Consider the following 25,904-nt stretch of genomic DNA (forward strand, 5'->3'; position numbering starts at 1 on the left):
CGTCATATGCCAGAAGCACCCCCGCGTCGTGTGTTGCCAAATCCCTTACGAGCCCCTCCCGGCTGTGCGAAAGTCATTAGCGGTCCTTCCCGCCCGTCTGGTCGCACCGCATCCTCAACGGAGCACCTCATGCCGTCCCATGTCTTCGCGGACCGCCCTTCCGCCCAGCCGCCCGAGCGCGGCTCGGTCGAAGCGCTGATCACGCAGACGCGCCGGCTCCGCGGCGAGGTCGACGCCGTGCGGCGTGATGCCAGGCCCGATCAGAGCGACCCGCAGGGGCGCTGGCAGCGGGCCCTGTGCGACCTGGCCGTCCACCAGCTCAACGACCTGGACGACCACCTCGCCCAGTTGCGGGACGGTCCCGCGGAACCGGCCGTGCGGCCCGCCGCTCCCGCCGTTCCGCCACCGCTCGAACCGCAGCGCGGCTCGCTGCTCAGCCGGGTCGGCAGCGCGGAGTGGAACCTCCTGAACGACGAGGCGAGTTGGTCGGGCGAGCTGTACCAGATCCTCGGGCGGGACTCGGAGGCTCCCCCGCTCTCCCTCGACGAACTGCCCTCCCTGGTGCACGTGGACGACCAGCCGATGCTGACGGCCATGGTCACGGACTGCCTGATCGACGGAAAACCGATCGACGGCGAGTTCCGTATCGTGCGCCCCGACGGCGGCGTTCGACAGGTGCACATGATGGGCGAGCCCGTGCTCGCCGCTGATGGCAGCACCGCCTCGATGTGGGCGGTCCTGCGGGACGTCAGCGAACTGCGCCGCAGCCAGCGAGTGGTGCGCGAGACCCGTGACTCACTGCAGCGCCAGCGGCACATCGCACAGACGGAGCACCGGCTCGCGGTGGAACTGCAGGAGGCCGTGCTGCCGCCGTGGCGCGGCTCCCTGCGGTTCCCGCACGGCGGACCCGCGGCGCTCGACCTCGCCGCGCACTACCTCCCCTCCTCGACGAGTTCACTGATCGGCGGCGACTGGTACGACGCGATGGAGCTGCCCGACGGCCAGTTCCTGCTCAGCGTCGGCGACCTCACGGGACACGGCGTCACCGTCACCTCGGGCATGGCGATGCTGCTCGGCGCCGTGCGCGGCATGGCGGTCTCCGGCGTGCGCCCCGGCCAACTCATGGCCTGGCTCAACCAGTTACTGGACACCACCGCACAACCGGCCCTCGGCAGCGCCGTCTGCTGCCAGTACACCCCCGCTACCCGCACCCTCAGCTGGGCGCAGGCGGGACACCCCGCCCCGCTGCTGTTTCGCGACGGGACGGGGCGCGCGCTGACGCCACCGGGCGGTGTGATCCTCGGGGCCACCTCCGGAGCCACGTACGAGCAGGCCGAAGAGCAACTCGAGCCCGGCGACCTGTTGTTGCTGCACACCGATGGACTGGTCCCCCGGCGCACCAGGGACGCGGCCACGAGCCGGATACTCGCGCTCGCGCCGCGCTTCAGGGAGACGCGGGGTGCGCAGGACTGCGTACGGACGGTCGTCGAGGAGTTCGGCGTGGCCCCGCGTGAGGACGACGCCTGCCTGTTGATCGCGCGGGTCAATTCCTGACCCGCGCCCGAGCCCTGCCGGGCCCTACGCGCGGACCCGGCTGCCACCTCCGGTCTTGGCCGCCGCCTTGGGGAGCGCCATCTTGATCTCCTCGCGCAGATCCTCGATCTTCGCGTAGCCCGAGTACTGAGCCGTCAGGCGGTACATCTCGCGCAGTCGGTCCCAGGTGCGGTGCGAGGAGTTCGAGCCCATCGACACCAGCGCCAACCGTGCGTACCGATCGGCCTGTTCGGGGTCGTCGGCGATGAAGCACGCCGAGGCCAGCGAGATGTAGTCGAAGATCTGCGAGCGGTCGCGGCCCTTGGACCGCAGGTCGATGGCCTCTCTGGCATGGCGCTGGGCCGTGTTGGCAGCGGACGCGTCGTGGTCGGCGAGGGTGCGGTAGGCCAGGGCCTGCATGCCGTGCATGTCCGCCTCATCGAACATCTGCATCCAACTCGGCGGTGGCACATCGCCCTTGTCGGAGACGAACAGGTCCTCCGCGATGCCGAGTGTGCGGCGCATCGCCTGCCCCTTGCCCATCGAGGCCTGTGCCCAGGCCTCGATGGTGTAGAGCATGGCCTGCGTGCGCGGCAGCATCTCCTCGCCCGATCCAGACTGGGCGAGCTTCATCAGGTCCAGTGCGTCGTCGGGACGCCCGATGTGCACCATCTGGCGCGCGGCCCTGGAAAGGGCCTCACCGGCGCGCGGCCGGTCGCCTCCCTCGCGGGCCGCGTGCGCGGCGATCACGAAGTACTTCTGTGCCGTGGGCTCCAGGCCGACGTCGTGCGACATCCAGCCCGCCAGGACGGCGAGGTTGGCAGCGACGCCCCACAGGCGGCGCTGGAGGTGGTCGGGGTGTCGGTAGGCGAGAATGCCGCCCACTTCGTTGAGCTGTCCCACCACGGCCTTGCGCTGCAGCCCGCCGCCGCGGGCCGCGTCCCAGGCCCGGAACACCTCGACGGAGGTCTCCAGTTCCTCGATCTCCTGCGATCCGATGGGGGCGGCCTCATAGCGGTCGTACCCAGCGGGGTCGGCGTGCAGGGGGTGGTCGGTTCGGGGAGCGTCGGCAACGAGGGCCGGGTCGGTGTGCAGCCAGTCGTACATGGCGCTGGTGAGTGCGGAGCCGGCGGCGAGCGCGGCACCCGCGCCCACCAAGCCGCGTCGGTTGAGCATGAGGTCCATTCCCGTGAATTCGGTGAGGACCGCGGCTGTCCGTTCGGGCGCCCACGGCACGCCGTCGGGGTGCTCCACACCACCGTCGCCACGCCGTTTCCCCACGCGCCCGTGCCGGACCAGACCAAGATCCTCAATGGTCACGACACGGCCGAGACGCTCGGTGAACAGAGCCGCCAGCACGCGCGGCACGGGATCGCGCGGGATTTCTCCCGTGTCGATCCAACGCCGCACCCGCGAGGTGTCGGTGGCCAGTTGGGGGTGGCCCATGGCCGCCGCCTGCCGGTTCACCAGTCTCGCGAGTTCCCCCTTGGACCAGCCTGCCAGGCCGAACAGGTCCGAAAGTCGGGTGTTGGGTTGTCCGTTCACGTCAAGCCCCCAGGTTCTCGGCTGAGTTGACAGTAACCCTCTGTCAGTTGCTGAGCGACTATTCGCCAGGGTTCGCCAGGGTGCGCCACATGGTGTGCCAGGGCACGCCGGGTGTCAGGTAGGAATGCGCCACCCCGACCCGGACCACCGCGGGACATTCCCCAGGGTGTACCTGGGCGGCCGGGGCGGGAGGCGCCGCAATTCGCAGGCACACGAAGGGATCTGTATCGCCCATGTACACAGCATCGTCCTCCGTGTCCGCCCCGCCCCGGCCGCTGCACAGCCGACAGGCCGGCAGCGGCCCGTATCTGGAGCCCGCACGCCCCGCGGCCGGGTCGTTCGGCGCCGGCCGAGCACGACGCGTTCCGGGGCCGGGCACGCAACCGCTCAGCGGGAGACTCGACTTGTCCGGCCCCCAGGGGGCGCAACTGCGCACCGCGATCGCCTCGGTGCACCGCATCTGTCCGGAGTTCAATCCGGTACAGGTGCTCCGCCGCAGCGGACGCACCGTACTGCTCGTGGGAACCACAGGGCGCAGCACCGCGATCGCCAAATGCTTACTGGACCACTCCCCCGTGTGGACCGAGCGGATCCGGCACGAAATAGCTGCCTATCGCTCGTTCGTCCGGCACCGTCCTCCGGTCCGGGCCCCGCGGCTCATCGCCGCGGACCCCGAGGACTGCACGCTGGTGATCGAGCGCATGCAGGGACGCGTCGCCGCGCTGTCCCGCCACCCCGTGGAGTCGCCGCCCCGCGCGGACGTGCGGTTGGCGCTCAACGCGATCCGTCACCTCAACCGGTGGCGTCCGCCGCAGGAGTTGTTCGGCAGGCCCATGGACTACGGCAAGCGGATCTCCCGCTTCCATGACCTCGGCCTGCTCACCGACCGGGACATGGGTGACCTGCAGAAGCTTCTGCACGGCATCGCGCACTCGGCCGGGCAGCACGGCACGTGGCAGTTCTGCCACGGCGACGCGCTGCTCTCGAACATCCTGCTGTCCCCCGCGGGCCCGGTCTTCGTGGACTGGGAGCACGCGGGCTGGTATCTCCCGGGCTATGACCTGGCGACCCTGTGGTCGGTGCTCGGTGACGCACCGGTCGCCCGCCGGGAGATCAGTCAGCTGGCGCAGGAGCAGGGCCCGGCGGCGCGTGACGCGTTCCTGGTGAACCTGATGCTGGTGCTGACCCGGGAGATCCGTACGTACGAGATGGCCGTGCAGCGATCGATGCACGACGCGGCCCCGACGGCACCAGGACCCGCCCACCCGGGTGCCGTGCCATCCGGTGAGGAACAGCGGCTGCTCCTGAGGCGGCTGCACGACGACTGCCAGCTGGCCCGCAGGGCTGTGCGCGCGGCGGTCGGTACTCGCTGACGTCGGTTCTCGCTGACGGGGAGACAGGTCCGCAGTGCGCCTTGGACAGTGGCGCACTGCGGACTTGTCTATGCCCCCGGCTACTTCCGAGTGACTATGACGTCGTGAACTGCACGGCGTCTACGTCAAAGGAATTGTTCTGCGGCGACTTGAAGACCACATACAGCTTGTGGGTCCCGGCCAGGGCTTCGACCGGTACATCGGGTGTGGCCTGGTAGGTGTCCCAGCCCCCGGTGTTGGGGACGGGTGTCGTGGCGAGCAGCTTGCCGTCCGGGGCGTCCGCGCGCAGCTCGATCGAGCCGACGCCGTACGGCGATGACAGCTTGTAACTGACCTTGCTGACGCCTTCCACGCTCATCGGGCTGTACGCGATCCAGTCGCCGTCGCTGACGTCTCCGATGCGCTTGCCGTTCTCGGCGCCCTCCTGCGAGACGATGCGGGTCCCCGACTGGTCGTCGTGGTACTCCGCCTGCTTGTGCTTGGGATGCATGACGGAGCGGCCGTAGCCGGTCAGCCCGCCGACGCCGTCGCCGCCCTTGTCGGTGTACTTGGCGTTGAGGACGTACGTGAGGTCGGCGCCCTCGGGGTGGCCGCCCAGATCACCGGTGTCCACGGTGCCCTCGCAGCCGGGGATGTCGGTGGTGGGATGCTCGTGGTCGTCGTGGCCGAGGGCCGGGTTGACGGTGACCTTGGAGCAGTCGATCGTGCCGTCCTCGGGGTCGGTGACCGTGACCTTGTAGGGGATCTTGTCGCCGAACTCGATGAGCTTGCCGTCGACCGGAGTCTCGACCTTCACCTTCGGCGCCGTGTTGCCCGCGGTGACGGGCACGTTGGCGAAGCCGGACTTGCCGGAGGCGTCGGTGACCTTCAGCTGGGCGTTGAAGTCTCCCTTGGTGTCGTACGTGTGGGAGGGGTTGGCGTCGGTGGAGTCATAGGTGCCGTCTCCGTCGAAGTCCCAGGCGAAGGTGAGCGGATCGCCGTCCGGGTCCTTGCTGCCCTCGCTGGAGAAGTCGACCTTCAGCGGTACCGGACCGTTGGTGGCGGACGCCTTGGCCTGGGCGAGGGGGGTGCGCTGGCCCTGGGCGTAGTCGATGCGGTAGAGCCCGGAGTCGTTGTTGCCGCCGCCGAACTCGCTGCCCCACTCCAGGACGTACAGCGAGCCGTCGGGCCCGAAGGTCATGTCCATCGGCTTGGCGAACTTGGCCGACTTCAGGAAGTCGTTGATCTTCAGGAGCTTCCCGTCCTTGTCGAAGCGGATCTCCTTGACCGAGTCGCGGGCCCACTCGTAGAAGAAGCTCGCGCCCTCGAAGTAGGCGGGGAACTTGGTCTTGGAGGGGTTCTTGGGGTCGTAGTGGTAGACGGGGCCGCTCATCGGCGCCGAGCCGCCCTCGCCCATCTCCGGGAACTCCTTGGACGCGCCGTAGCCGTACCAGATCTCCGGCTGCTGGATCGTCGGGAGATCCTTCAGACCGGTGTTGTTCGGCGAGGGGTTGGTGGGCTTGGCGCAGTCGAACTTGGCGCCGACTTCCTGGGTGTCGGGGTTGTAGGGGGCGTACGCCTGGTTGTTGCCGTGGCAGAAGGGCCAGCCGAAGTTGCCGGCCTTCTTGATGACGTTGTACTCGACGAGGCCTTCGGGTCCGCGGTTGGTCTCGGGGGCGCCGCGGTCGGGGCCGTAGTCGGATGCGTGGACGTAGCCCGTCTTGGGGTCGACGGTGAAGCGGAAGGGGTTACGGAAGCCCATGGCGTAGATCTCGGGGCGGGTCTTCGCGGTGCCCTTGGCGAAGAGGTTGCCCTTGGGGATCGAGTAGCCGCCCTTGTCCGTGGGCTTGATGCGCAGGATCTTGCCGCGCAGGTCGTTGGTGTTGCCCGCGGTGCGCGCGGCGTCCAGCATCTGCTTGCCCTCGCGCCAGTCGAGCGGGGCGTAACCCTGCCAGTTGGGGTCGAGGTTGGGCGGGACGTCGTCACCGACACCGAGGTAGAGCGTGCGGTTCGGGCCGAACTCGACGGCGCCGCCGGTGTGTCCGGGCTCGGGGAAGGTGCGGTCGCGGTAGGCGGGGACGTCCAGGAGCTTCTTCTCGCTGGCGAGGTCAAGCGTGTTGTCCGGCTTGACCGTGAAGCGGGAGAGGCGGTTGACGTCGTCCGTCGCCTTGGCCGGCGCGTAATAGAGGTAGATCCAGCGGTTGGTGGCGAACTTCGGGTCGAGTTCCATGCCGACGAGACCGTCCTCGCCGCCGGTGTAGACGTCGAGCTTGCCCGCGGTGGACGTGGAGTGGCTCTTCGGGTCGAAGATCTTCACCTCGCCGCTGCGCTGGACGTAGAAGACCTTGCCGTCCTTGGCGACGTCCAGCTCCATCGGGTCGGCGGTGTTGTCGTCCAGCGCGGTCTTCTCGTAGCCCGACCAGACGGTGCCGCCGCAGTCGCCGGGCTTGTTGCCCGCGGCCCACTCGATGCCGCCGAGCACGTGCTCACGGAAGGCGGGCTCGGTGTACGACGCCTTGTCGTGGCCCATGGCGGTGGCCCAGACCCTGCCGCCCTCGGCGTTGCGGCACCAGGAGATGGGGTGGTCGGCGCCCATCTTGGAGGCGCCCGGGTCGTACGTGGTCTCGTCGGCGGTGACCAGGACGTGCACGTCACCCCTGGGGTTCTTGTCGAAGTTGTACCACTCCTCGGGGCGCTCCCAGCGCTCGGGAAGGCCCTTGGTGGAGGGGTGCACGCGGTCGGCGACCTTGGCGGTGCCCTTGAGGACGCCCGGTGAGTGGGCGGGCATGTGGGCACCGGCGTTGATGAGGTCGTCCCACCAGGGGAAGGAGTCCTCGACGCCCATGTCGAGCGTGTTGTGCAGGGCGACGACGCCCTTGCCGCTCTTCACGTATGTCTTCATGGCGTCGCGCTGGGCGTCGGTGTCCCAGACCATGCCGGAGTTCTGCAGCATGATGATGACGTCGAAGTCCTTGAGCTTCGCGTCGTCGAAGATCGTCGCGTCGTCGGTGGTGACGAGCTCGAAGTTGTTCGCCGCCGCCTGCTCCTCGACCATCTTGACGCCCGCCGGGATGGAGTCGTGGACGTATCCGACGGCCTTGGTGAAGAGCAGCGCGCGGAAGGCGGGCGCCTTGTCCGCGGCGCTGGAGGTGGCGGGCAGGAAGCCGACCGCGAGCAGCAGCGCCGCCACGACGGCGAGCACCGCTCTTCGTACGCTTCTCGGATCGCGCAGTCGTCTCGTGTCGCGCACATGACAGTCCACGGGGGTGGTCCTCTCTGCTGGGAATCTGCTGGGAAGGACGGACGGACGTGCGGGATTGCCGGATGTCTCAGGGGTTGCCGTTGCTCATAGGGCAGCCGCGGCCCGGCGCAGAAAGCCGAGGCCGTCGGTGGCGAGCGCGTCCTGGGTGGGCGCGAGGGGCCGCCAGACGGACGCGGCTACGGCGATGGCGTCGTTGTGGGCCGTGAACGACTCGATGCAGAGCGGCCCTCGGTAGCCGGACTCGCCCAGGGCGCGCAGGAAGCCGGGCCAGTCGAGGTGGTCGGCGCCGGGAGCGCCGCGGTCGTTGGCGCACACCTGGACGTGGGCGATGCGGCCCGCCGCCGCGCGGACCGCTTCCGGGAGGGAGTGCTCCTCGATGTTCTGGTGGTAGGTGTCCAGGGCGATCCCGATCGACTCCTCGGGCAGCCCCGCGAGGCCCTCCAGGGTCTGCGCGACGGTGTTGAACAGGCTCGTCTCGTAGCGGTTGAGAGGCTCGACGGCGATGCGGACACCGGCGCGAGCCGCATACTCGACGACCGGGGCGATGTGCTCGCGCCACTCCTCGTACGCCGCCTCGCGCGCGGCCCGGTCCATCCGCCACGTACGTCCGACCGCCGCGTACACCGGGCCCGCGACCGCGGGAGCGCCGATCGCGTGAGCCGCGTCGACGCAGCGGCGGAGGTAGTCCTGCGTGGCGCGCAGGGTGCCCTGGTCCGCGCGGACCAGGTTCCGCTCGTCGGGCATGACGGCGACGACGGCCGCGGGTGTCAGGCGCGTGGCGTCGAGGAGCTTGACCACCGCCGCGGGCTCCCAGTCGTCGGGCTGCTCCAGGGGCAGTTCCACGCAGTCGAAGCCCCAGGCCGCGAGGCGGGGCAGGGTTTCGCCGAGTGCCTCGATGGTGACCGGCGAGTGCCAGATCCAGGGGTTCGCGCCCAACTGCCAGGCGGTGTACGTCACTTCTTGCCTCCCCAGTCCTCGGGGAAGCCCGGCAGTTCCTGGCAGCCGCACATCGCGTAGTGCAGGGGCGGCATACCCTCCTGGAGGTACTCGTCGAGGTTGCCCTGCGTGACCGTGGGCTGCGGCAGCTTCCACTCCTTGGGCACCTGCTTGCCGTCCAGGATGCGCAGGGCCGCGATGACCGGCGTACGCCACTGGAAGGTCGGATAGGTGGGGGCGATCGCAGTGAGATCCTTGTCCTTCCACGCCTGGAGGAAGTCCTGCTGGTCCTCGCCGGAGATCGGCGGGACGTCGACGCCCGCGTCCTCGAAGGCCTCGACGGCGGCGACGGCCGTGGCGCCGGAGTCCATCCAGACGCCGTCGATGGAGCCGTGCCGGGAGATCGCGTCGGAGACGATCGACTTGGTCTTGGCGGGGTCGCCGTCGGTGAACTTGGCGTCGACGACGTCGAGTTCACTCTTGTCGAAGGCCAGCTTCGCCGCCGACCAGCGCGTCTCCAGGACGTCCACTCCGGGTGAGATGCGCAGGGCGAGGATCTTGCCCTTGGGCTTGACCTTGTCGACGAGGAAGTCGGCGGCGACCGCGCCGTATCCGTAGCCCCCGATGGGGTTGACGAAGGTGACGGCGCAGTCGGTCTCCACGCCGCGGTCGAAGACGATCACGGGCAGCTTGCCGCAGGCCTCCTTCACCGCGGGGGTGAGGGTGGCGGTCGTGTTCGGCGAGACGATGAGCGCGTCGCAGTCCTTGTTGCCCGCGAGCTCCTGGATGTCGGAGATCTGCTTGTCGTCCTTGCCCTGGGCGTCAAGGACCGTGAAGTCGCCGATCTCCTTGTGGAGCTTCACCTCGGCCTTCATGGTCTTCAGGCCGACCTGGCGCCAGGGGTTGAAGACGCCGGCGTTGGAGAAGCAGAGGTGGGCGGCGCCCACGCCCTTCTTCTTGTACTGGGCGGTGTCGGTCATCTCCGGTTCGAGCATCTGCTCCCAGGGCTTGGCGTCCGGGCCCTGGGGGGTCTCCTTGCCGAGTTTCAACTGCCGTTCGTACTCGGCCTGTTCGAAGAACTTGGAGGGTTTGTCGCCGTCCTTGTCGGAGCCGGCGGTCTGCGACGCACCCGCGGGCGCGTCGGGCGGCGTGTCACTGGAGCAGGCGGTGAGCAGGGCGCCCGCGAGAAGAGCGGCGGCAGCGGGCGTGAGCGCGCGCCTGCGGTTCACACGGATGTTCATCACGAGGGTCTGCCTTCCGAGGAGTGGGTACGACGGCGGCGCAGCCGGGACCAGTCGGCGGCTCCTAGCCCGACCGCGGCGATGACGATGACGCCCTGGACGGTGGACTCCAGGGCGCCCGATACGCCCTGCAGGTTGAGCAGCGTGAACAGGGCCTGCAGCGAGAAGGCGCCCGCCATCGCGGCGACCACGCTGCCCCGGCCGCCGCCGAGCACGACGCCGCCGAGGACCACGGCGGTGATCGCCTCGAACTCGTAGCCGCGGCCTGCCTGCGCGGAGACCCCGGAGAAGCCGCCGACGAGGACCGCGGCGAGCGCCGCCGCCACGCCGGACAGGACGAAGGCGATGACGCGGGCGCGGTGCACGCGCACTCCCGCGAGGGCGGCGGCGCGTTCGCTGTCCCCGGTCGCGATCAACGTACGGCCGAAGTCGGAGCGCATGAGCAGGGCGGCTACCAGGCCGGCGACGAGGCAGGCGAGGACCGCCCAGGGCAGCCAGCCCATAGCCGTGCCGCGGCCCATCTGCCGGAAACCTTCGGAGAGTTGACCGTGCGGGGACCCGCCCGTCCAGAAGAAGACGGCGCCCTCCAGGATCAGCATCATGCCGAGCGTGGTGATGAACGAAGGCACTCTCAGGCGGGTGGTGATCAGCCCGCTGACGAGGCCCGTGACCGCCCCGGCGAGCAGCAGCCCTGCCGTGATGAGCGGCCAGGGAGCTTCCGGGAACGAGCCGTACACCTCGGCCGCCGCGACGACACCCGCAGTGACGATCGCCCCGACGGACAGGTCGAACTCGCCGCAGACGATGACCAGATACTGCCCGGCGGCGAGGATCACCAGGGGCGCGGCACGCTTCACGAAGGCGAGGAAGCGGTCGGGTTCGTAGAAGCCGGGGTCGGTGGCGGCGAGCGCCACGAGCAGCACGACGAGGAGTGCGTAGACGGGCGCTCCGGTGCCGAGCGAGCGAACAACACGCTTGTACGGGGCTGGTGTTGGGGCCTTTGTCGCCGTGGGGGCCGTCTGGCTGCTCATGCGGACCTCCTGCTGCCGCGCCGGGCGTAGATCGCGACGGCGGCGATGATGACGACGCCGCGGACCACGTTCTTGAAGAAGGGGTCGACGCTGAGCTGGTTGAAGACGGAGTCGAGCACGGCCAGCACGAGGACACCGCCGAGCGTGCCCGCCACTCCCCCGCGCCCGCCCGCGAGTACGGTGCCGCCGAGCACGACGGCGGCGATCGACTCCAGGTCGTAGCGGGCTTCCGTGCCCGCCCAGGGGGCGCCCGCACCGAGGCGTGAGGCGAGGAAGAGGGCGGCCGCGCCCACGCAGAGCGAACACAGGACGTGGGCGGCGATGATCGTGCGGCGGGTACGGACGCCGGAGAGCCGGGCCGCGTGCTCGTCGCCGCCCGTGGCGTACAGGTGGTGCCCGAAGCGGGTGCGGCGGGTGATCAGCCACATCGCGGCGGCGACGGCGGCGAGCAGGAAGAGCGAGACGGGGATCGGCCCCATCCGGTCGTAGCCCAGATGCTGGAAGGAGGCGGGGACCTTGCCTGCCGGGCCCGTGTAATTGTCCTCGATCCAGCCGCGCAGGATGAACGCGGTGCCGAGCGTCGCGATGAATGCGTTGACCTTGAGTCCGGTGACGATGAGGCCGTTGGCGAGGCCGACGGCCGCCGAGAGGGCGAGGACGGCGAGCACCGCGGTGACGACGCTGCCGTCCTCCATGGTGGTGGCGGCGACGAGCGTGCCGAGGCTGATCAGGTACGCCACCGAGAGGTCGAGGGAGCCGGTGAGGATGACGGCGGTCTGACCGACGGCGACCAGGCCGAGGGCGACGCAGTTCTGCAGGATGCCGACGACGTTCGAGAGCGTGAGGAAGTCACCGCCGCGCGCGGCGACCACGATCCAGCCGAGCGCGGTAACGGCCCCGGCGGCAAGCCAGACGCCGACGGCGGGGTCGGTGAGCCTGCTGCGGCTGGGGGCGCGGGGCTTCAGGGAGGCGGACGGTGGGGCAAGGGGGGTGCCGGTGGCACCGGTGGCTTCTGTGGCTCCGGTGGTACCGCTCACGCGAGGGAATCCCTTCCGGTCTGGGCGCTTGGGTCCTTGGGCGGGGCGGTCGGGACCCCGGGCGGGGCGGTCGCGCCTCCCGGCGGACCGGTCACGTGACCGGGCGGCCCGGTCACGCCTCCCGGCGGCGCGGTCATGCCCCCGGGCGGCCCATTCACGCCCCCCGCCGGCCCCGTCGTGGCAAGGTGCATTACGTCCTCCTCGGCTGCCCCCTGCGGCAGTTCACCGGCGATGTGGCCCTCGGACATGACGAGGATGCGGTCGCTCATGCCGATGAGTTCGGGCAGTTCCGAGGAGACGATCAGGACCGCGATTCCCTCGCGGGCCAGTTCGCGGACGAGGGTGTGGATGGCGGCCTTCGCGCCCACGTCGACGCCTCGGGTGGGTTCGTCGAAGAGCAGGACGCGGGGGCGGGCGGCGAGCCACTTGGCGATGACGACCTTCTGCTGGTTGCCGCCGGAGAGGAAGCGGGCCTCCTGGTCCTCGCCCCGCGCCTGGAGCCGCACGCGCTCCAGGAGCCCGGTGAGTTCGCGGGCGGCGGGCGGCTCCCCGCGGGCCGGTACCGCGCGCGTCACGAGCAGGGCGTTATCGCGTACGGACTGGCGCAGGGCGAGCCCCTCGGCCTTGCGGTCCTCGGTCACCAGGGCGATTCCGGCGCGGATGGCCTGCCGCGGGGTGGTGGGCCGCAGGTTCTCGCCGCCTACCGTCATGGTCCCGGCAGTGAACGGGGCGGCTCCGAACAGGGCCCGCGCGAGGGACGTGCGGCCCGATCCCTCCAGGCCCGCGATACCGGTGACCTCGCCGGCGCGCAGCGTCAGGTCGATGCCGCTCAGCCGTTCGTTGCCGCCGCCGGCGACGGTGAGGCGGACCTCGCCGATGTCGTCGGGGGCGGCGCGCGGCGGGTAGTAGGCGCTCAGCTCCCGGCCCACCATGGCGCGTACGACCTGGTCGGTGTCCGTGTCCCGGGTCCGCACCGTCGTGACGTGGCGGCCGTCCTTCAACACGGTGATCCGCTGGGACAGTTCGAAGACCTCTCGCAAACGGTGCGAGATGTACAGGATGCCGAGGCCCCGGCCCGCGAGGCGGCGCACGAGGTCGTGCAGGAGGCCCGCCTCGTGATCGGCCAGTGGCGCGGTCGGCTCGTCCATGACCAGGACGCGGACGTCGGATGCGAGCGCCTTGACGATCTCGACGGTCTGCTGGCGCGCGACGGACAGATCGCGGAGGTACGTGCGCGGGGTGATGCCCGATACGCCGACCTCGGCGAGGAGTTCGGCCGTGCGGGCTTCCATCGTGCGGCGGTCGACGAGGCCGTAGCGGGTCGGCTCGCGGCCAAGGAAGACGTTCTCGGCGACCGTGCGGTGCGCGAGGAGCGCGAACTCCTGGTGGATGATGCCGATCCCGGCGGCCTGGGCCTGCGCGGGGTGGCTGAAGGAATGTTCCGTTCCGTCGAGCGTGATGCTGCCCTCGTCCGGGACGTGTTCGCCCGCGAGGACCTTCATCAGGGTGGACTTGCCGGCGCCGTTCTCGCCGACCAGCGCGTGCACCTCGCCGGCGGCGAGGTCGAGAGACACGCCGTGCAGCACACGCACTCCGAGAAAGCTCTTGGACACCCCGCGCATCGCCAACATCTCTTGCGTCGCCTGCATCGCCTGCACCCTCGGCTCCTTCGGCAGCGGTCTGCAGAGCAATGTGATGAGGGAGCTTTGACCTGTCAAGAGCCCAAGCAGCTTTCAATACAAGCGAGTTGACGGGCACTTAGGTCGATCGCCGAACAGCATCGGCCTTGTGAGCAGCGAAACTCGTCCCTATGGTGACTGCCATGTCTGGAGCGCCGGATCACCTCGATTCCGTACCGTCCACACCGTCCACACCCGGCGAAGTCCTCGCCCTGCTCCGTACGGGGGCGGTGGAGACCCGCGCCGACATCGCCCGCCTGACGGGGCTCGCACGGTCGACGGTTTCGCAGCGGGTGGACGCGCTGATCGCGCACGGCTTCGTCACGGAAGAGGCGGACGGCGGGTCGACGGGCGGCAGGCCACCGCGCCGGCTGCGCCTGCGCACGCGCGAACACGCGGTGGCGGGAGTCGACTTGGGTGCATCGCACTGCCGGGTCGCCCTGCTGGACATCGGCGGCGAGATGCTCGCGCTGCGCGAGGACCCGCTGTCCATCGCGGACGGCCCGCAGGAGGTGCTCGGGCATGTCGAACGGACACTGCACACCCTGCTCAAGGAGGCAGCGCGCGATCCCGCGTCGCTGCAGGCCATCGGGGTCGGGGTGCCGGGCCCCGTGGAGTTCTCGACAGGCCGCCCGGTGGATCCGCCGATCATGCCGGGCTGGCACCAGTACCCCATTCCGGAGTTCTTCGCCGAGCGGTTCGGACCGCGGGCCCTCGTCGACAACGACGTGAACGTGATGGCGCTCGCCGAGCAGCGCCGCGCGTTCCCCGACACGCGCTATCTGCTCTACATCAAGGTGGGCACCGGCATCGGCTGCGGCATCGTCGCCGACGGCCGGCTGCACCGGGGTGCGCAGGGCAGCGCGGGCGACATCGGGCACATCCGGGTCGGTGACACCGAGGATCCCTGCCGGTGCGGCAACTCGGGCTGTCTGGAGGCGGTGGCGGGTGGCGCGGCCATCGCCCGCAAGCTGTCCGAGCTCGGACTGCGGGCGACTTCGGGCAGCGATGTCGTACGCCTGGTGAAGTCCGGCAACCGCGACGCCGTACGCATGGTGCGCGAGGCGGGCCGCGCGGTGGGCGAAGTGCTCGCGGGCCTGGTGAACTTCTTCAACCCGGACACGGTGGTGGTCGGCGGCGCGATGGCCGCCGTCCATGACCAACTCCTCGCGGGCGTCCGGGAGGCGGTGTACCGCCGCTCGCACCCCTTGGCCACGCATGTGCTCCGCATCGAGCCGAGCCGCACCGGCGAGAACGCCGCGGCGATCGGCGCGGGCATCCTCGCCGTCGAACACGCGCTGTCCCCACGCCAGGTGGACCGGGCCTTGTCGGGCGCCGCCCGCTGAAAACCACCGGTCGCCGGCCACACATCCCCGCCCGCAAGCACGGGACGAGCGACGTACCCCTCAGCTCCTGTCCTCCGAGGTGAGCTCCTCGCACAGCGTCCAGACCGCTTCGCGCGTACGGGGGTCCTCGGCGAAGTCGGGCCACGGGACCCGGCGGCACTTGGCGTTGAAGTAGGCGCCGGTGACGCGCGCGACCTCCGGACTCGTCGCCAGGTGGATGCTGGACCTTGCGGGCTTGGCGAGATCCGCGAGCAGGATCGGGCCGAGCAGCCGGACGAGGGGCGCGGCGGGGCGGTAGGCCCAGGGGAACGCGCTCATCGGGGTGGCCTTGTTGCCCGGGGTGTAGGCGTGGCCGGGATAGGCCACGTTGATCGTGACCGTGCCGCCCTCGGTCCGTCGGGCGTGTTCGTAACTCATCGCCATGAGCGCGGCCTTGGTGTGGTTGTACTGGCCGAAGGTCCAGCCGACGAAGGTCTTCTGCGCCTGCAGGTTGCCGGGGTCGACCGGGCCGCGCGGGATGCCGCCCGTGAGGTTGATGACCCGGGCGGCGGGCGCCTTCTCCAGCTCGGGCATGAGGCGCCGGGTGAGGACGAAAGGCGCGAGGACGTTGGCGGCGAAGGCCGTCTCCACTCCGTCGGCGGTCAGTCGACGAGCGGGCGGGTTCATGCCGAAGTAGTTGACGAGGACGTCGAGTTGGTCGCGCCGGGCGGTCACCTCGGCGACCACGCGGTGCAGCCCCTCGCGCAGCGTGAGGTCCGCCGCCACCGTCTCCACGGAACCACTCCCGGCCTCGCGCGCGATCTCGCGCGCCGCCTGAACGGCCCGTTCGGGGTCTCGGCCGACCAGGATCACGTCGGCTCCGCGCCGGGCGAGTCCCCGGGCGGTTTCCTTGCCGATCCCTCCCGTGCCGCCGGTGACCAGTGCCGTCTTGCCGCGTAAGGACGTCATACCGCCTCCTGGATGAGGTGCGCTCTCAGAACACGTCACTCGGTGACACGTTAGGCACCGGGTGAAGCAAAGTAAACTCCGGTGCATGGGAAGCGGAGAGAGCGCGGAGCATGCGGAGACCGGCGGGCTGCGCGCCCGCGCCCGGCGGGCGATGCGAGCCGAACTCGCCACACTGGCACTGGAGTTGTTCGCCGAGCGGGGCTTCGACGAGACGACCGTGGAGGACATCGCGCACGCGGCGGGCCTGTCGAAGCGCAGCTTCTTCCGGTACTTCCCGTCCAAGGAGGACGTCGTCTTCGGCGCCGTGGAGTCGATGGCGGACGAGGTCGCCGACGAGGTACGCCGGCGGCCCGACGACGAGGAACCCTGGGACTGCCTCCATCACGTGCTTCGCGCCTGGCAGGAGCGGATCCACGCATCCGGACGGCAGTTGGCCGAGCTCGCCCTCATCGACGCGACGCCGTCGCTGCGCGCACGGCTGCACCAGAAGCGGGACGCCATGCGGGCCCAGGTGGCCGAAGCCCTCACGGAACGGCGGGATGCGAAGCTGGACATGTTCGGCGCCGACCTCCTGACCGCGGCGGCCACCGCGGCGCTCGACGCGGCGGACCGGGAGTGGCTGCGCTCGGGCGGCACGGCGGACCGCGGCGCCCTTGTCGACCGGGCGTTCGCGACGCTGCGGCCCTGAAGCCGACCGCGGACACTGTGGGGCGCCCCCTACGCCGCGGGCATCGGCCTCCCTACGCCCTGGGCCTCCCCCGAACAGGTGGACCGGACCTCTGACGTCACGGCCGGTCCGCCTGGCGGTCCGGGCGGTGTCCGTGCTGCTCATTGGTCCAATCCACTGACGCGCCGCAGGCCGTGCGGCCTCCCAGGGGGAAACCTTCCGGGACCGGCGCTGACATGGGGAATTCCGTGCCCTGGGCATGATTGACGGATCGTCGGAGAGCCGGTACCACTGACGCACGCCCGGCCCCGCACGCCCCATCACGCTTCACCGTCCCAGGAGGCTGCATTGCGAGGATCCGCCACCGCCCGCACCCCTGCCGCGCGCAGACGCGCCGTCAGGACCGCGGGCGCTCTTGTCTCCGCCGGTCTGCTGCTTCCGCTGCTCGGTGCCGCCCCGTCCGCCTCTTCACCCGGTGCTCCCGGTGCTCCCGATGCGGGCGATGCGCTGCAGGGCGCCTTCGCGGCCGCGGCCGCCGAGTATCGCGTACCGCAGAGCGTGCTCCTGGGAGTGTCCTATCTGCAGTCCCGCTGGGACGCGCACGGCGGCGCGCCGAGCGTGACCGGCGGCTATGGCCCGATGCACCTCACCGACGCGCGCACCGCCGTCGCCGGCGCCCCGCACCACAGCGAAGGCGCCGAGGATCCGCGCGGCGACGCGTCGCGCGGCGTCCTCAAGCCCAAGGAGTTCACGGCCAAGGTCCCGGAGAACTCCGAACTGCCCGCGCGGCTCAGGACCTTGCCCCGCGCCGCCGAACTCAGTGGGCAGTCCGCAGAGAACCTGCGCACCGATCCGGCCGCCAACGTACGCGGCGGCGCGGCCCTGCTCGCCGCCGCGCAGAAGAAGCTCGGCAAGCCCCTGAGCGACGACCCCGCCGACTGGTACGGCGCGATCGCCCGATTCTCCGGGGCGGACGACCAGGCCACCGCGGCGACGTACGCCAACGACGTCTTCGCCGTCATCCACGACGGCCAGCAGCGCACCACGGACTCCGGGCAGCGCGTGGCGCTCCCGGCGGTCGGCGGCCTGAAGCCGGATGCCGCGCAGGTGCGGGGCATGGGACTGCGGAAGGCCCCCAAGGGTGAGACCGAGTGTCCGTCCACCGTCTCGTGCGAGTGGATCCCGGCTCCGTACGAGGAGTTCAAGGACCCGAACGGCAACGACGACTACGGCAACCACGATCTGGCCGACCGGCCCAAGAGCCAGAGCATCGACACCATCGTCATCCATGACACCGAGGGGCGCTGGGAAGGCGTCCTGAACATGGTGCAGGACCCCACGTACGTGTCCTGGCAGTACACCCTGCGCTCCACCGACGGTCACATCGCCCAGCATGTGAAGGCCAAGGACGTCGCCTGGCACGCGGGCAACTGGTACGTGAACTCCAAGTCCATCGGCCTGGAGCACGAGGGCTTCCTGACGGCGCCCGACACCTGGTACACGGAGGCGATGTACCGCTCGTCGGCGCGCCTGGTGAAGTATCTCGCCAAGAAGTACGACATTCCGCTGGACCGCCAGCACATCATCGGCCACGACAACGTCCCCGGCACGCTGCCCTCGACCATCGCCGGCATGCACACCGATCCCGGCCCCTACTGGGACTGGCAGCACTACTTCACGCTGCTGGGCAAGCCGTTCAAGCGGACGGCGGGCCCGCACGGCGGTCTGGTGACAGTGGCTCCGGACTACGCCAAGAACCGGCCGGAGTACACGGGTTGCGTCAAGCCCGGCGAGAAGTGCGAGCCGCACGGTTCCGCCGCCGTGCGCGTCCACACCGAGCCGCGTGACGACGCGCCGCTCATCAAGGACCTCGGTCTGCGGCCCGGCGGCGGCGAATCGACGACCGGCGTGAACGACACCGGCGCCCGTCTGTCCACCGGCCAGCAGTACGCGGTCGCCGAACGCAAGGGCGACTGGACCGCCGTCTGGTACCTGGGCCAGAAGGCCTGGTTCAAGAACCCGAAGAAGCAGCCGACGGCCGTCGACGCGAAGGGCCTCGTGGTGACGCCGAAGGACGGCGCCACCGAGGTGCCGGTGTACGGGCGCGCCTACCCGGAGAAGGAGGCGTACCCGGCGGGCGTCCCGGTGCAGGCCGTCACGCCACTGCCGTACAAGCTCCTCGCGGGTCAGAAGTACGCGGTCGGCGACAAGGTGCCCGGCGAGTACTTCTACGCGCCGACGTTCGACACCGCACCGCACAAGGTGGTGCGCGGTAAGGACATGTACTACGAGGTTCAGTTCGGGCACCGCGTGGCGTATGTCAGGGCGGCCGATGTGCGAGTGGCGCCCTCGGGGTCGTAGGCGCCGAGGACGGTCAGGGCCGGGTTCGCGTGGGGGCGGGCCCGGCCCTGACGTTGGCGGTGGGAGGCGCTCAGTCGAAGACGTACCGCTGTCCGGCCCGCGCCTTGAAGGTCTTCTCGCCGCCCTTCAACAGGTCGCTGCGCACGGTGAGTTCACGGGTGCGCGTCGCGGTGAGCACCATGCGCGTGGCCCGTCCCCCCGACCACTCGATGTCCAGGCCGGCCCCACCGCGTGCCCGCAGGCCGCGCACCGAGCCCTCGGGCCAGCTCGCGGGCAGCGCCGGCAGCACCTCGATCACATCGAACTGGCTCTGCAGGAGCATCTCCACGACGCCGGACGTCGCCCCGAAGTTGCCGTCGATCTGGAACGGCGGGTGGGTGTCCCAGAGGTTGGGCAGCGTGGAGGACTTGAGCTGCTCGCCGAGCATCTTGTGCGCGTGGTCGCCGTCGCGAAGGCGTGCCCAGAAGTTGACCTTCCACGCCTTGGACCAGCCGGTGCCGCCGTCGCCGCGCGCGGTGAGGGAGATCTCCGCGGCGTCGGCCCACTTGCTGCCCGGCTCGATCTGGCGTCCGGGGTGCAGGGCGTAGAGGTGGGAGACGTGCCGGTGGTCGTCGGTCCTGGAGTCGAGGTCGGCCTTCCACTCCTGGAGCTGACCCCAGGATCCGACGCGCAGTCCGGGATCGAGCTTGCCGAGGGTGTTCTCCAGCTCGGTGCGGAAGGCGGCCGAGTCACCGAGGACGCGGGCGGCCTCCAGGGTGTTGGTGAGCAGGTCGTGCACGATCTGCTGGGCCATGGAGTCGCCCGCGGTGAAGTCGCCGTGCTCGGGCGAGTAGCTGGGGGTGACGACGAGGGTGCCGTCGCGGGGGTCGGTGCGGAGGTTGTCGAGCCAGAACTCGGCGGCTTCCCTCATCGCCGGATAGGCGGTGGAGCGGAGGTACTGCGTGGAGCCGCCGAAGCGGTAGTGCTCGTAGAGCTGCGCGGTGAGCCAGGCGGCCGCTTCGGGGAACCAGAAGGAGGTCGCCCAGTCGTGGACGCCGGTGAAGCCGTAGGGGTTGGTCTCGTTGTGCACCACCCAGCCCCGCGAGCCGAACATCTCCTTCGCCGTACGCCGGCCCGGCGCGCGCAGTGCCTCGACGAAGCGGTCGTAGGGGGCGGTGGTCTCGGCGAGGTTGGCGGCCTCGGCGAGCCAGTAGTTCATCTGGAGGTTGATGTTGGTGTGGTAGTCGGCCGACCAGGGCGGGGTGGTGCTGTTGTTCCACACGCCCTGGAGGTTCGCGGGCAGCGAGCCAGCGCGGGAGGAGGCGATGAGGAGGTAGCGCCCGTACTGGAAGAAGAGGGCTTCGAGGGCGCGGTCGGCCGCGCTCGCGCCTGCTCCGTATCCCTTGAGCAGCTGGTCGGTCGGGACGTCCGTGGGGGCACTCTGGCCGATGTCGAGGGCGACCCGGCCGAACAGGTCGCCGTGGTCGCGCAGATGACGGGCGCGGAGCTCGCCGTGGCCGTGCGCGACGGCATCGTCGACGGTGCGGGTGACGCGCGCGTGCGGGTCGTCGCCGCGGTAGTCGGGGTAGGTGTCGGCGTAGGCGGTCCCCGCGGCGAGCGCGAACCAGACGTGGTCGGCGCCGCTGACGGTGATGCTGCCGTCGGCGTTCGCGGTGCGCGTGCCGCCTTGGTGCACGACACGCAACTGAGCCTCGAACTTCAGCCCGTTGTCGGCGAGTTCACCGCGTACGGCGATCCGGTCGCCGTCGGCCTTCGCGGTGAAGTCGGTGCGGGGCGAGGTGTAGCGCAGGGTGCAGGTGACGCTCTCGGGGCGGTCGGCGGTGAGGCGCCCGACCAGCACACTGTCGGGATATGAGGCGAAGAACTCCCGCTCGTGGCGCACCTGTTGGTGGGTGTACGTGACAGTCGCGAGGCCTGTGCGGAGATCGAGGGCCCTGCGGTAGGTGGCGTCGGGCGCGTCCGGGGCGTCCGGCATGTCGAGGCGCAGGTCGCCGAAGGTCTGGTGGGCGCCGTAGCCGCGGCGGGGCTGGCCGAGGTCGGCGGCGACGGCCTCGGGGGCGAGCCCGCCCTTCTCGTCCAGTTCCTCGCGCACCGCGTCGAGGGCGCCGGGTCTGGCCTCGCGCCAGTTGCCGTGGTCGTAGCCCTCACGGGAGCCGGGGCCGCCGGTCCACAGGGTCTTCTCGTTGAACTGGAGGCGCTCGGAAGCGAGGGTGCCGAAGACCATGGCGCCGAGTGCGCCGTTGCCGATGGGGAGGGCCTCGCGCTCCCAGTCGGCGGCGGGCTTCCCATACCAGAGCAGCGATTCATCGGTGGTATCACGCTCACTGGACCGCCGATCGGCCGCGGTCGCGGCGTCGGCGAAGACGCCTCCACTCGATGCCAGTACGGCCGCTCCGCCGACGGCGGACTTCATCGTGCTTCTTCGCGAGATCCCGGGAGTCATGACCGGTCACGTTAAAAGTCCGATGACTTGCCTGGCAAGGCACATGACAAAACCCACCCCTCCGGCAGAAGGGGTGGGCACGGGGACCGCGGTGGGGCAGGCGGCGTCAGCCCTGCTGGAAGAGTTCCGCGGGCAGCGGCTTCAGGAGGGCGTACAGATCGTCGGTGATCGGCCGGTCCCAGGCAGCGATGGTGACCAGGACGCCGTCGCTGCGGTCGAACTGCACGCAGGAGATGCGGCTTTCGGAGAGCTTGAGACGGCGCACGATGAGGAGGTTGTCGCCCTGCATCACCGGCATGTCCTCGGTGGTGACGACGGTGACTTCCTCGTCGTTCTCCAGCGCGAGCAGCAGCTGGGCCACCTCGAAGGGCACCTCGTCGTCGGCGATCTCGCGCGCCGGGGAGCCTTCGGGCAGATTGCCGATGATCATCGCGGGGCCGCGCCCGCCGAAGAGGTCGTAGCGCAGGAAGACGCCCTGGCAGCTGCCGTCGGGGGCGGGCAGCAGGCCCGCGCCGAGATTGCCGGGCCAGTCACCCGGGTCCATGGCGAGGACATCGAAGTCCGGGCCAGCGGGAGTGGCGGAGCTGCGGCGGCGGAGGAAGGACATGCGCCAATGGTACGTGGCCCGCGGCGCTTGTCGGCGCGGGGGCGGCGCCGGTCCGCGCGGGGTGGCGCACGGGTGGTCCGGCGTTCTGCGCGAGGTCAGCGGGGGTGAGGGGACACCGAGTGCGGCGGCAGGGCCGGAGTGATCCGTTCCCACTTTCCGGTAGCCCGGCGCGGACAGCATCCGCACGACGGGCCACCTCGTCGGCGTGCGGCTCCTCGGCGATGCGGGCGGCGGACTCGCCGCGGACGGCGAACGCCGCGGTGGACCGCTCCCGCGCGGAATGCGCGGGGGCGGGCCGACGATGGCGTACCAACTGCCCAGAACGTCCCGCTGCTCCTGGTCACCGCCGCGGGCCGGGGGCTCGTAGCTTTCCCGCGTCGGACCGCCCCGCTCGCTCAACGCCTCGTAGGCAGAAGCGAGTTCGCCCCCTGCTCGAAAAGCACCGCTCGGCCACAGCGGTGCCGTTGGCTACGGTCATCCACTCCGACGAAGGGACCCACACGTGATGGTCGGCACCGAGAACGTACTCAACTACTGGCACGGCGGCCTGAGCGTCGTGCCCGACGAGGTGTGGCAGCACCCGTCCCTGGAGGCCCTGCTCCTCCCCGACAACGCGCTCACGCGGCTCCCGGCCCGGATCGGCACCTTGACCTCGCTGCACACACTGGACCTGGGCCACAACCACCTCGCCGAGCTGCCGCCGGAGCTCGGCGACCTGACGGGCCTGAGCCGCTTCCTGTACGTCCACGACAACCGCCTCACGTCGCTGCCGGACTCCCTGGGCAACCTGAAGCGGCTGGCCTACCTCAACGTGGGCGAGAACCAGCTGGCCGCGCTGCCGGACACACTGGGCTCACTCGCCGCCTTGGTGGAGCTGCGCGCCCAGCACAACCGTCTGACCTCGGTGCCTTCGTCTCTCGGTGCCCTGACGTCCCTGCGTGAACTGTGGCTGCGCGGCAACCGCCTCGCGTCGCTGCCCGCCTCGGTGGGCCACCTGGGCGAACTGCGCGAACTGGAGCTGCGCGAGAACGAGTTCGCGATGGTGCCCGAGGCCCTGCGGGGGCTGCCCCTGCTGCGGAGGCTCGATCTGCGGGCGAACCGCCTGCGGGAGCTCCCGTCGTGGCTCGGCGAGCTGCCCGCCCTGGAGAAGCTCGACCTGCGCTGGAACGACGTCGCCGTGCCGCGGGACCTGCTGCGGCGACTGGAGGGGCGGGGGTGCGTGGTGCTGCGGTGAGGCCCGGACAGCGGCCTGGACCCTACGGGCTGTTCCTACCGGTGCTCCGGAGGCACCACGGCCACCGCGCCCTTCGCATGCAGCAGTACCGCGTTGGTCACCGACCCCATCAGCCTGCCCAGCGGCATCCGGCTCTGGTGGCGTCCCACCACCACGAGTTCCGCCTCCCGTGACGCGTCCACGAGGAGACCCGCCGCGTCCCCCGGCAGGATCTCCTTCTCGACGCTCACCTGCGGATTGCGCTCCTGGAAGGGCGCGAGCTGCTCGCCCGCGAGCTCCGTGTACTGCGCGGCGGTCGCCGCGTCCGCCTCCGCCGAGGTCACGAAGTCGCCGGTGGCCGTGTAGACGAGGACGGGCCCGGGGTAAGCGCAGACGACCCGGAGCACCGCGCCCCGCAGGGCCGCTTCCACGAAGGCGAAGCCGATCGTGTCGTCGTGCGGGGAGAGCGGGTCGAGCCCGAGCACCACGCACGGCTCGGCCCCCGCCGTGAGCTCCTCGTCCGGCCGCACCACGACGACGGGGCACGCGGCCTCCCGTGCGCACGCGAGGCCGTTCGAGCCGAGGAGCAGACTGGCGAAGCCGCCGCGACCGCGTGACCCGAGTACCAGCAGCTGCGCCTCGTCGCCCAGCGGTGCGATGTCCCGCCCCGGGGCGCCCTCCACGATCTCAACCGTCAGCGGAGGCAGATCCGCGCGCCGCTCCAGGGCGCCGCGCACCCGCTCGACGACCGGGTCGGCGTCCGGGCGGTGGTCGATGGTGGGCATGTACGGGCCGTCGGCAAGCGGCATCGCGTACTGCCGCACGTGCACGATCCGCAGCCGCGCGTTCCGCAGCCGCGCGGCGGTCAGGGCCCACTCCAGGGCGTGATCGCTGCCGGCCGAGCCGTCGACGGCCACCACGACAGGTGCGTCACGGTCCGGGGCGGGCGTGGCCTGGGCGGGGTCAACGGGCGCGTCGTCACTCATGGCTTCCTCGTCTCCGGCGCAAGGCCAAGGTGGGCCGGCCCCGCTTCCGGTCCCGGCCCCCGTGCGGGAGGCCGGCCGGAGGCGGGGTCCGACGTCACCAGGTCAGCACGGCACGAGCCGCGAGCGGCCGCGACAGCCGGAGACGAGGGTCCACAACGCCCCACACGGCCTACGTCAGATCGAACTCCCCCGCACGCGCGCCGTGCACGAACGCTCCCCACTCCGCCGGTGTGAAGATGAGGGACGGGCTCTCGGGGCGGCCGGCGTTGCGCATCGCGATGAAGCCCTCGACGAAGGCGATCTCCACATCACCCCGCCCCTCGCTGCTCGATTGCCAGTCCGCTGTGCTGAGGTCGAGCTCCGGCTTGTCCCAGCCCGCGAGCGGGCGCTGCTGACCTGCGAGCGGATGCTGCTGAATGGTGCCTTCGGCCACGTCCGTGCTCCTCCCGATGCGTCGTCCGCCCGCCAGCCTAGCTTTCGGTTCCGGTGCCGGACAGGCCGCGGAAGGAGGAGGGCCGCCCGTCCGGCACGACACATCCGTCACGTCGTGGGGGGCTCCGCCCCGACCAGCCACATGGAGAAGAACTGCGAACCGCCTCCGTAGGCGTGCCCGAGCGCCCTGCGCGCCCCGTCGATCTGGTGCTCGCCGGCCTGGCCGCGCACCTGAAGTGCCGCCTCGGCGAACCGGATCATGCCCGAGGCTCCGATGGGATTGGTGGACAGGACGCCGCCCGACATGTTGACGGGGAGATCGCCGTCCAGCTCCGTCACGCCCGACTCGGTCAGCTTCCAGCCCTCGCCCTCCTCGGCGAAGCCCAGGTTCTCCAGCCACATCGGCTCGTACCAGGAGAACGGCACGTACATCTCGACGGCGTCTATCTCGCGCCGCGGGTCGGTGACCCCTGCCTGCCGGTAGACATCGGCGGCGCAGTCCTTGCCCGCCTGCGGCGACACGAAGTCCTTGCCCGCGTGCAGGGTCGGCTCGCTGCGCATCGCGCCGCCGTGCATCCAGGCGGGTGGCCGGGGCGAACGGGCCGCGCCCGTACGGTCGGTGAGGATCATCGCGCAGGCACCGTCGGAGGACGGGCAGGTCTCGGAGTAGCGGATGGGGTCCCAGAGCATCGGCGATGCCTGGACCTTCTCCAGGGTGATGTCGTGCTCGTGCAGATGGGCGAAGGGGTTCTTCAGGGCATTGCGCCGGTCCTTGTAGGCGACGAGCGAGCCGACCGTGTCGGGGGCGCCGGTGCGCCGCATGTAGGCGCGCACATGCGGGGCGAAGAAGCCGCCCGCGCCCGCGAGGAGCGGCTGCTGGAAGGGGATGGGGAGGGAGAGCCCCCACATCGCGTTGGATTCCGACTGCTTTTCGAAGGCGAGGGTCAGTACGGTGCCGTGGACGCGGCCCGCGACCAGGTTCGACGCGACCAGCGCGGTGGAACCGCCGACGGAGCCCGCGGTGTGGACGCGCAGCATCGGCTTGCCCACGGCGCCGAGCGCGTCGGCGAGGTACAGCTCGGGCATCATGACGCCCTCGAAGAAGTCCGGCGCCTTGCCGATGACCACGGCGTCGACGTCGGCCCAGGTCAACTCCGCGTCCTTCAGCGCGGCTTGGGCGGCCTCGCGGACGAGACCCGCGATCGAGACGTCCCGCCGGGCGGCGACGTGCTTGGTCTGGCCGATTCCGACGACGGCCACGGGCTCCTTGCCCACCCCGCTGCTC

General features: G+C 70.7%; 19 protein-coding genes. 6 read left to right on the top strand and 13 right to left on the bottom strand.

Going from position 1 to position 25,904, the window contains the following annotated elements; all coding sequences use genetic code 11:
• Positions 1-129 precede the first annotated feature (129 nt).
• A complete protein-coding gene (locus ABXJ52_RS03405; protein ID WP_367039037.1) occupies positions 130-1,554 on the top strand; it encodes a SpoIIE family protein phosphatase in 1,425 nt (474 codons plus the stop codon).
• Positions 1,555-1,578: 24 nt separating this feature from the next.
• On the opposite strand, the gene ABXJ52_RS03410 is transcribed toward ABXJ52_RS03405, so the two are convergent.
• Positions 1,579-3,078 carry a hypothetical protein gene (locus ABXJ52_RS03410; protein ID WP_367039038.1) on the bottom strand — a complete coding sequence of 500 codons (1,500 nt, stop codon included), beginning with the start codon at positions 3,076-3,078 and terminating at the stop codon, positions 1,579-1,581.
• A gap of 233 nt (positions 3,079-3,311) precedes the next feature.
• Here ABXJ52_RS03410 and ABXJ52_RS03415 point away from each other — a divergent pair, with 233 nt between their 5' ends.
• Complete coding sequence (locus ABXJ52_RS03415; protein ID WP_367039039.1) at positions 3,312-4,451, top strand: aminoglycoside phosphotransferase family protein; 1,140 nt, start codon at positions 3,312-3,314, stop codon at positions 4,449-4,451.
• Positions 4,452-4,545: 94 nt separating this feature from the next.
• Here the strand turns inward: ABXJ52_RS03415 and ABXJ52_RS03420 are convergent, their stop codons facing one another.
• The 6 genes from ABXJ52_RS03420 to ABXJ52_RS03445 form a co-directional block, all read right to left on the bottom strand.
• The gene (locus ABXJ52_RS03420) at positions 4,546-7,662 is read right to left on the bottom strand and encodes a ThuA domain-containing protein (protein ID WP_367048785.1); all 3,117 of its coding nucleotides are present in this window, start codon (positions 7,660-7,662) and stop codon (positions 4,546-4,548) included.
• Between the two features lie 114 nt (positions 7,663-7,776).
• Positions 7,777-8,649 (bottom strand): sugar phosphate isomerase/epimerase family protein, encoded by an 873-nt coding sequence (locus ABXJ52_RS03425; RefSeq protein WP_367039040.1) that lies wholly within the window; start codon positions 8,647-8,649, stop codon positions 7,777-7,779.
• Complete coding sequence (locus tag ABXJ52_RS03430) at positions 8,646-9,869, bottom strand: substrate-binding domain-containing protein (protein WP_367039041.1); 1,224 nt, start codon at positions 9,867-9,869, stop codon at positions 8,646-8,648. Before ABXJ52_RS03430 ends, ABXJ52_RS03425 begins: the two co-directional genes overlap by 4 nt.
• Positions 9,869-10,900: an ABC transporter permease gene (locus tag ABXJ52_RS03435; RefSeq protein ID WP_367039042.1), complete on the bottom strand. Its 1,032-nt coding sequence runs from the start codon at positions 10,898-10,900 to the stop codon at positions 9,869-9,871. Before ABXJ52_RS03435 ends, ABXJ52_RS03430 begins: the two co-directional genes overlap by 1 nt.
• On the bottom strand, positions 10,897-11,865 hold the full coding sequence (locus ABXJ52_RS03440; protein ID WP_367048786.1) for an ABC transporter permease: 969 nt from the start codon (positions 11,863-11,865) through the stop codon (positions 10,897-10,899). The genes ABXJ52_RS03435 and ABXJ52_RS03440 overlap by 4 nt, the downstream gene beginning before the upstream one ends.
• Positions 11,866-11,933: 68 nt before the next feature.
• Positions 11,934-13,568 carry a sugar ABC transporter ATP-binding protein gene (locus ABXJ52_RS03445; RefSeq protein ID WP_367048787.1) on the bottom strand — a complete coding sequence of 545 codons (1,635 nt, stop codon included), beginning with the start codon at positions 13,566-13,568 and terminating at the stop codon, positions 11,934-11,936.
• Between the two features lie 191 nt (positions 13,569-13,759).
• On the opposite strand from ABXJ52_RS03445, the gene ABXJ52_RS03450 reads away from it, so the two are divergent.
• Entirely contained in the window at positions 13,760-14,962 is a 1,203-nt protein-coding gene (locus ABXJ52_RS03450) for an ROK family transcriptional regulator (protein ID WP_367039043.1), read from the top strand.
• Positions 14,963-15,022: 60 nt separating this feature from the next.
• Here the strand turns inward: ABXJ52_RS03450 and ABXJ52_RS03455 are convergent, their stop codons facing one another.
• Positions 15,023-15,910 (bottom strand): SDR family NAD(P)-dependent oxidoreductase, encoded by an 888-nt coding sequence (locus ABXJ52_RS03455; RefSeq protein ID WP_367039044.1) that lies wholly within the window; start codon positions 15,908-15,910, stop codon positions 15,023-15,025.
• 85 nt (positions 15,911-15,995) lie between these two features.
• Between ABXJ52_RS03455 and ABXJ52_RS03460 the strand changes: the two genes are divergently transcribed.
• Both ABXJ52_RS03460 and ABXJ52_RS03465 read left to right on the top strand, forming a co-directional pair.
• Positions 15,996-16,598 carry a TetR family transcriptional regulator gene (locus ABXJ52_RS03460; protein ID WP_367039045.1) on the top strand — a complete coding sequence of 201 codons (603 nt, stop codon included), beginning with the start codon at positions 15,996-15,998 and terminating at the stop codon, positions 16,596-16,598.
• A gap of 327 nt (positions 16,599-16,925) precedes the next feature.
• The gene (locus ABXJ52_RS03465; RefSeq protein ID WP_367039046.1) at positions 16,926-18,938 is read left to right on the top strand and encodes an N-acetylmuramoyl-L-alanine amidase; all 2,013 of its coding nucleotides are present in this window, start codon (positions 16,926-16,928) and stop codon (positions 18,936-18,938) included.
• 70 nt (positions 18,939-19,008) lie between these two features.
• Here the strand turns inward: ABXJ52_RS03465 and ABXJ52_RS03470 are convergent, their stop codons facing one another.
• Together ABXJ52_RS03470 and ABXJ52_RS03475 are read right to left on the bottom strand one after the other, a co-directional pair.
• Entirely contained in the window at positions 19,009-21,351 is a 2,343-nt protein-coding gene (locus tag ABXJ52_RS03470; RefSeq protein WP_367048788.1) for a glycoside hydrolase family 95 protein, read from the bottom strand.
• Between the two features lie 136 nt (positions 21,352-21,487).
• A complete protein-coding gene (locus ABXJ52_RS03475; protein ID WP_367039047.1) occupies positions 21,488-21,988 on the bottom strand; it encodes a hypothetical protein in 501 nt (166 codons plus the stop codon).
• Positions 21,989-22,493: 505 nt separating this feature from the next.
• Here ABXJ52_RS03475 and ABXJ52_RS03480 point away from each other — a divergent pair.
• Positions 22,494-23,222 (top strand): leucine-rich repeat domain-containing protein, encoded by a 729-nt coding sequence (locus ABXJ52_RS03480; RefSeq protein WP_367039048.1) that lies wholly within the window; start codon positions 22,494-22,496, stop codon positions 23,220-23,222.
• A 35-nt stretch (positions 23,223-23,257) separates the two neighbouring features.
• Here the strand turns inward: ABXJ52_RS03480 and ABXJ52_RS03485 are convergent, their stop codons facing one another.
• From ABXJ52_RS03485 to ABXJ52_RS03495, 3 genes are all read right to left on the bottom strand, one after another.
• Positions 23,258-24,187 carry a universal stress protein gene (locus ABXJ52_RS03485; RefSeq protein ID WP_367039049.1) on the bottom strand — a complete coding sequence of 310 codons (930 nt, stop codon included), beginning with the start codon at positions 24,185-24,187 and terminating at the stop codon, positions 23,258-23,260.
• Between the two features lie 169 nt (positions 24,188-24,356).
• On the bottom strand, positions 24,357-24,620 hold the full coding sequence (locus ABXJ52_RS03490) for a DUF397 domain-containing protein (RefSeq protein ID WP_336605706.1): 264 nt from the start codon (positions 24,618-24,620) through the stop codon (positions 24,357-24,359).
• A gap of 107 nt (positions 24,621-24,727) precedes the next feature.
• Complete coding sequence (locus ABXJ52_RS03495) at positions 24,728-25,894, bottom strand: thiolase domain-containing protein (RefSeq protein ID WP_367048789.1); 1,167 nt, start codon at positions 25,892-25,894, stop codon at positions 24,728-24,730.
• Positions 25,895-25,904: the final 10 nt, after the last annotated feature.

This window comes from Streptomyces sp. Je 1-332 (genome assembly GCF_040730185.1).
Classification (GTDB): Bacteria; Actinomycetota; Actinomycetes; order Streptomycetales; family Streptomycetaceae; genus Streptomyces.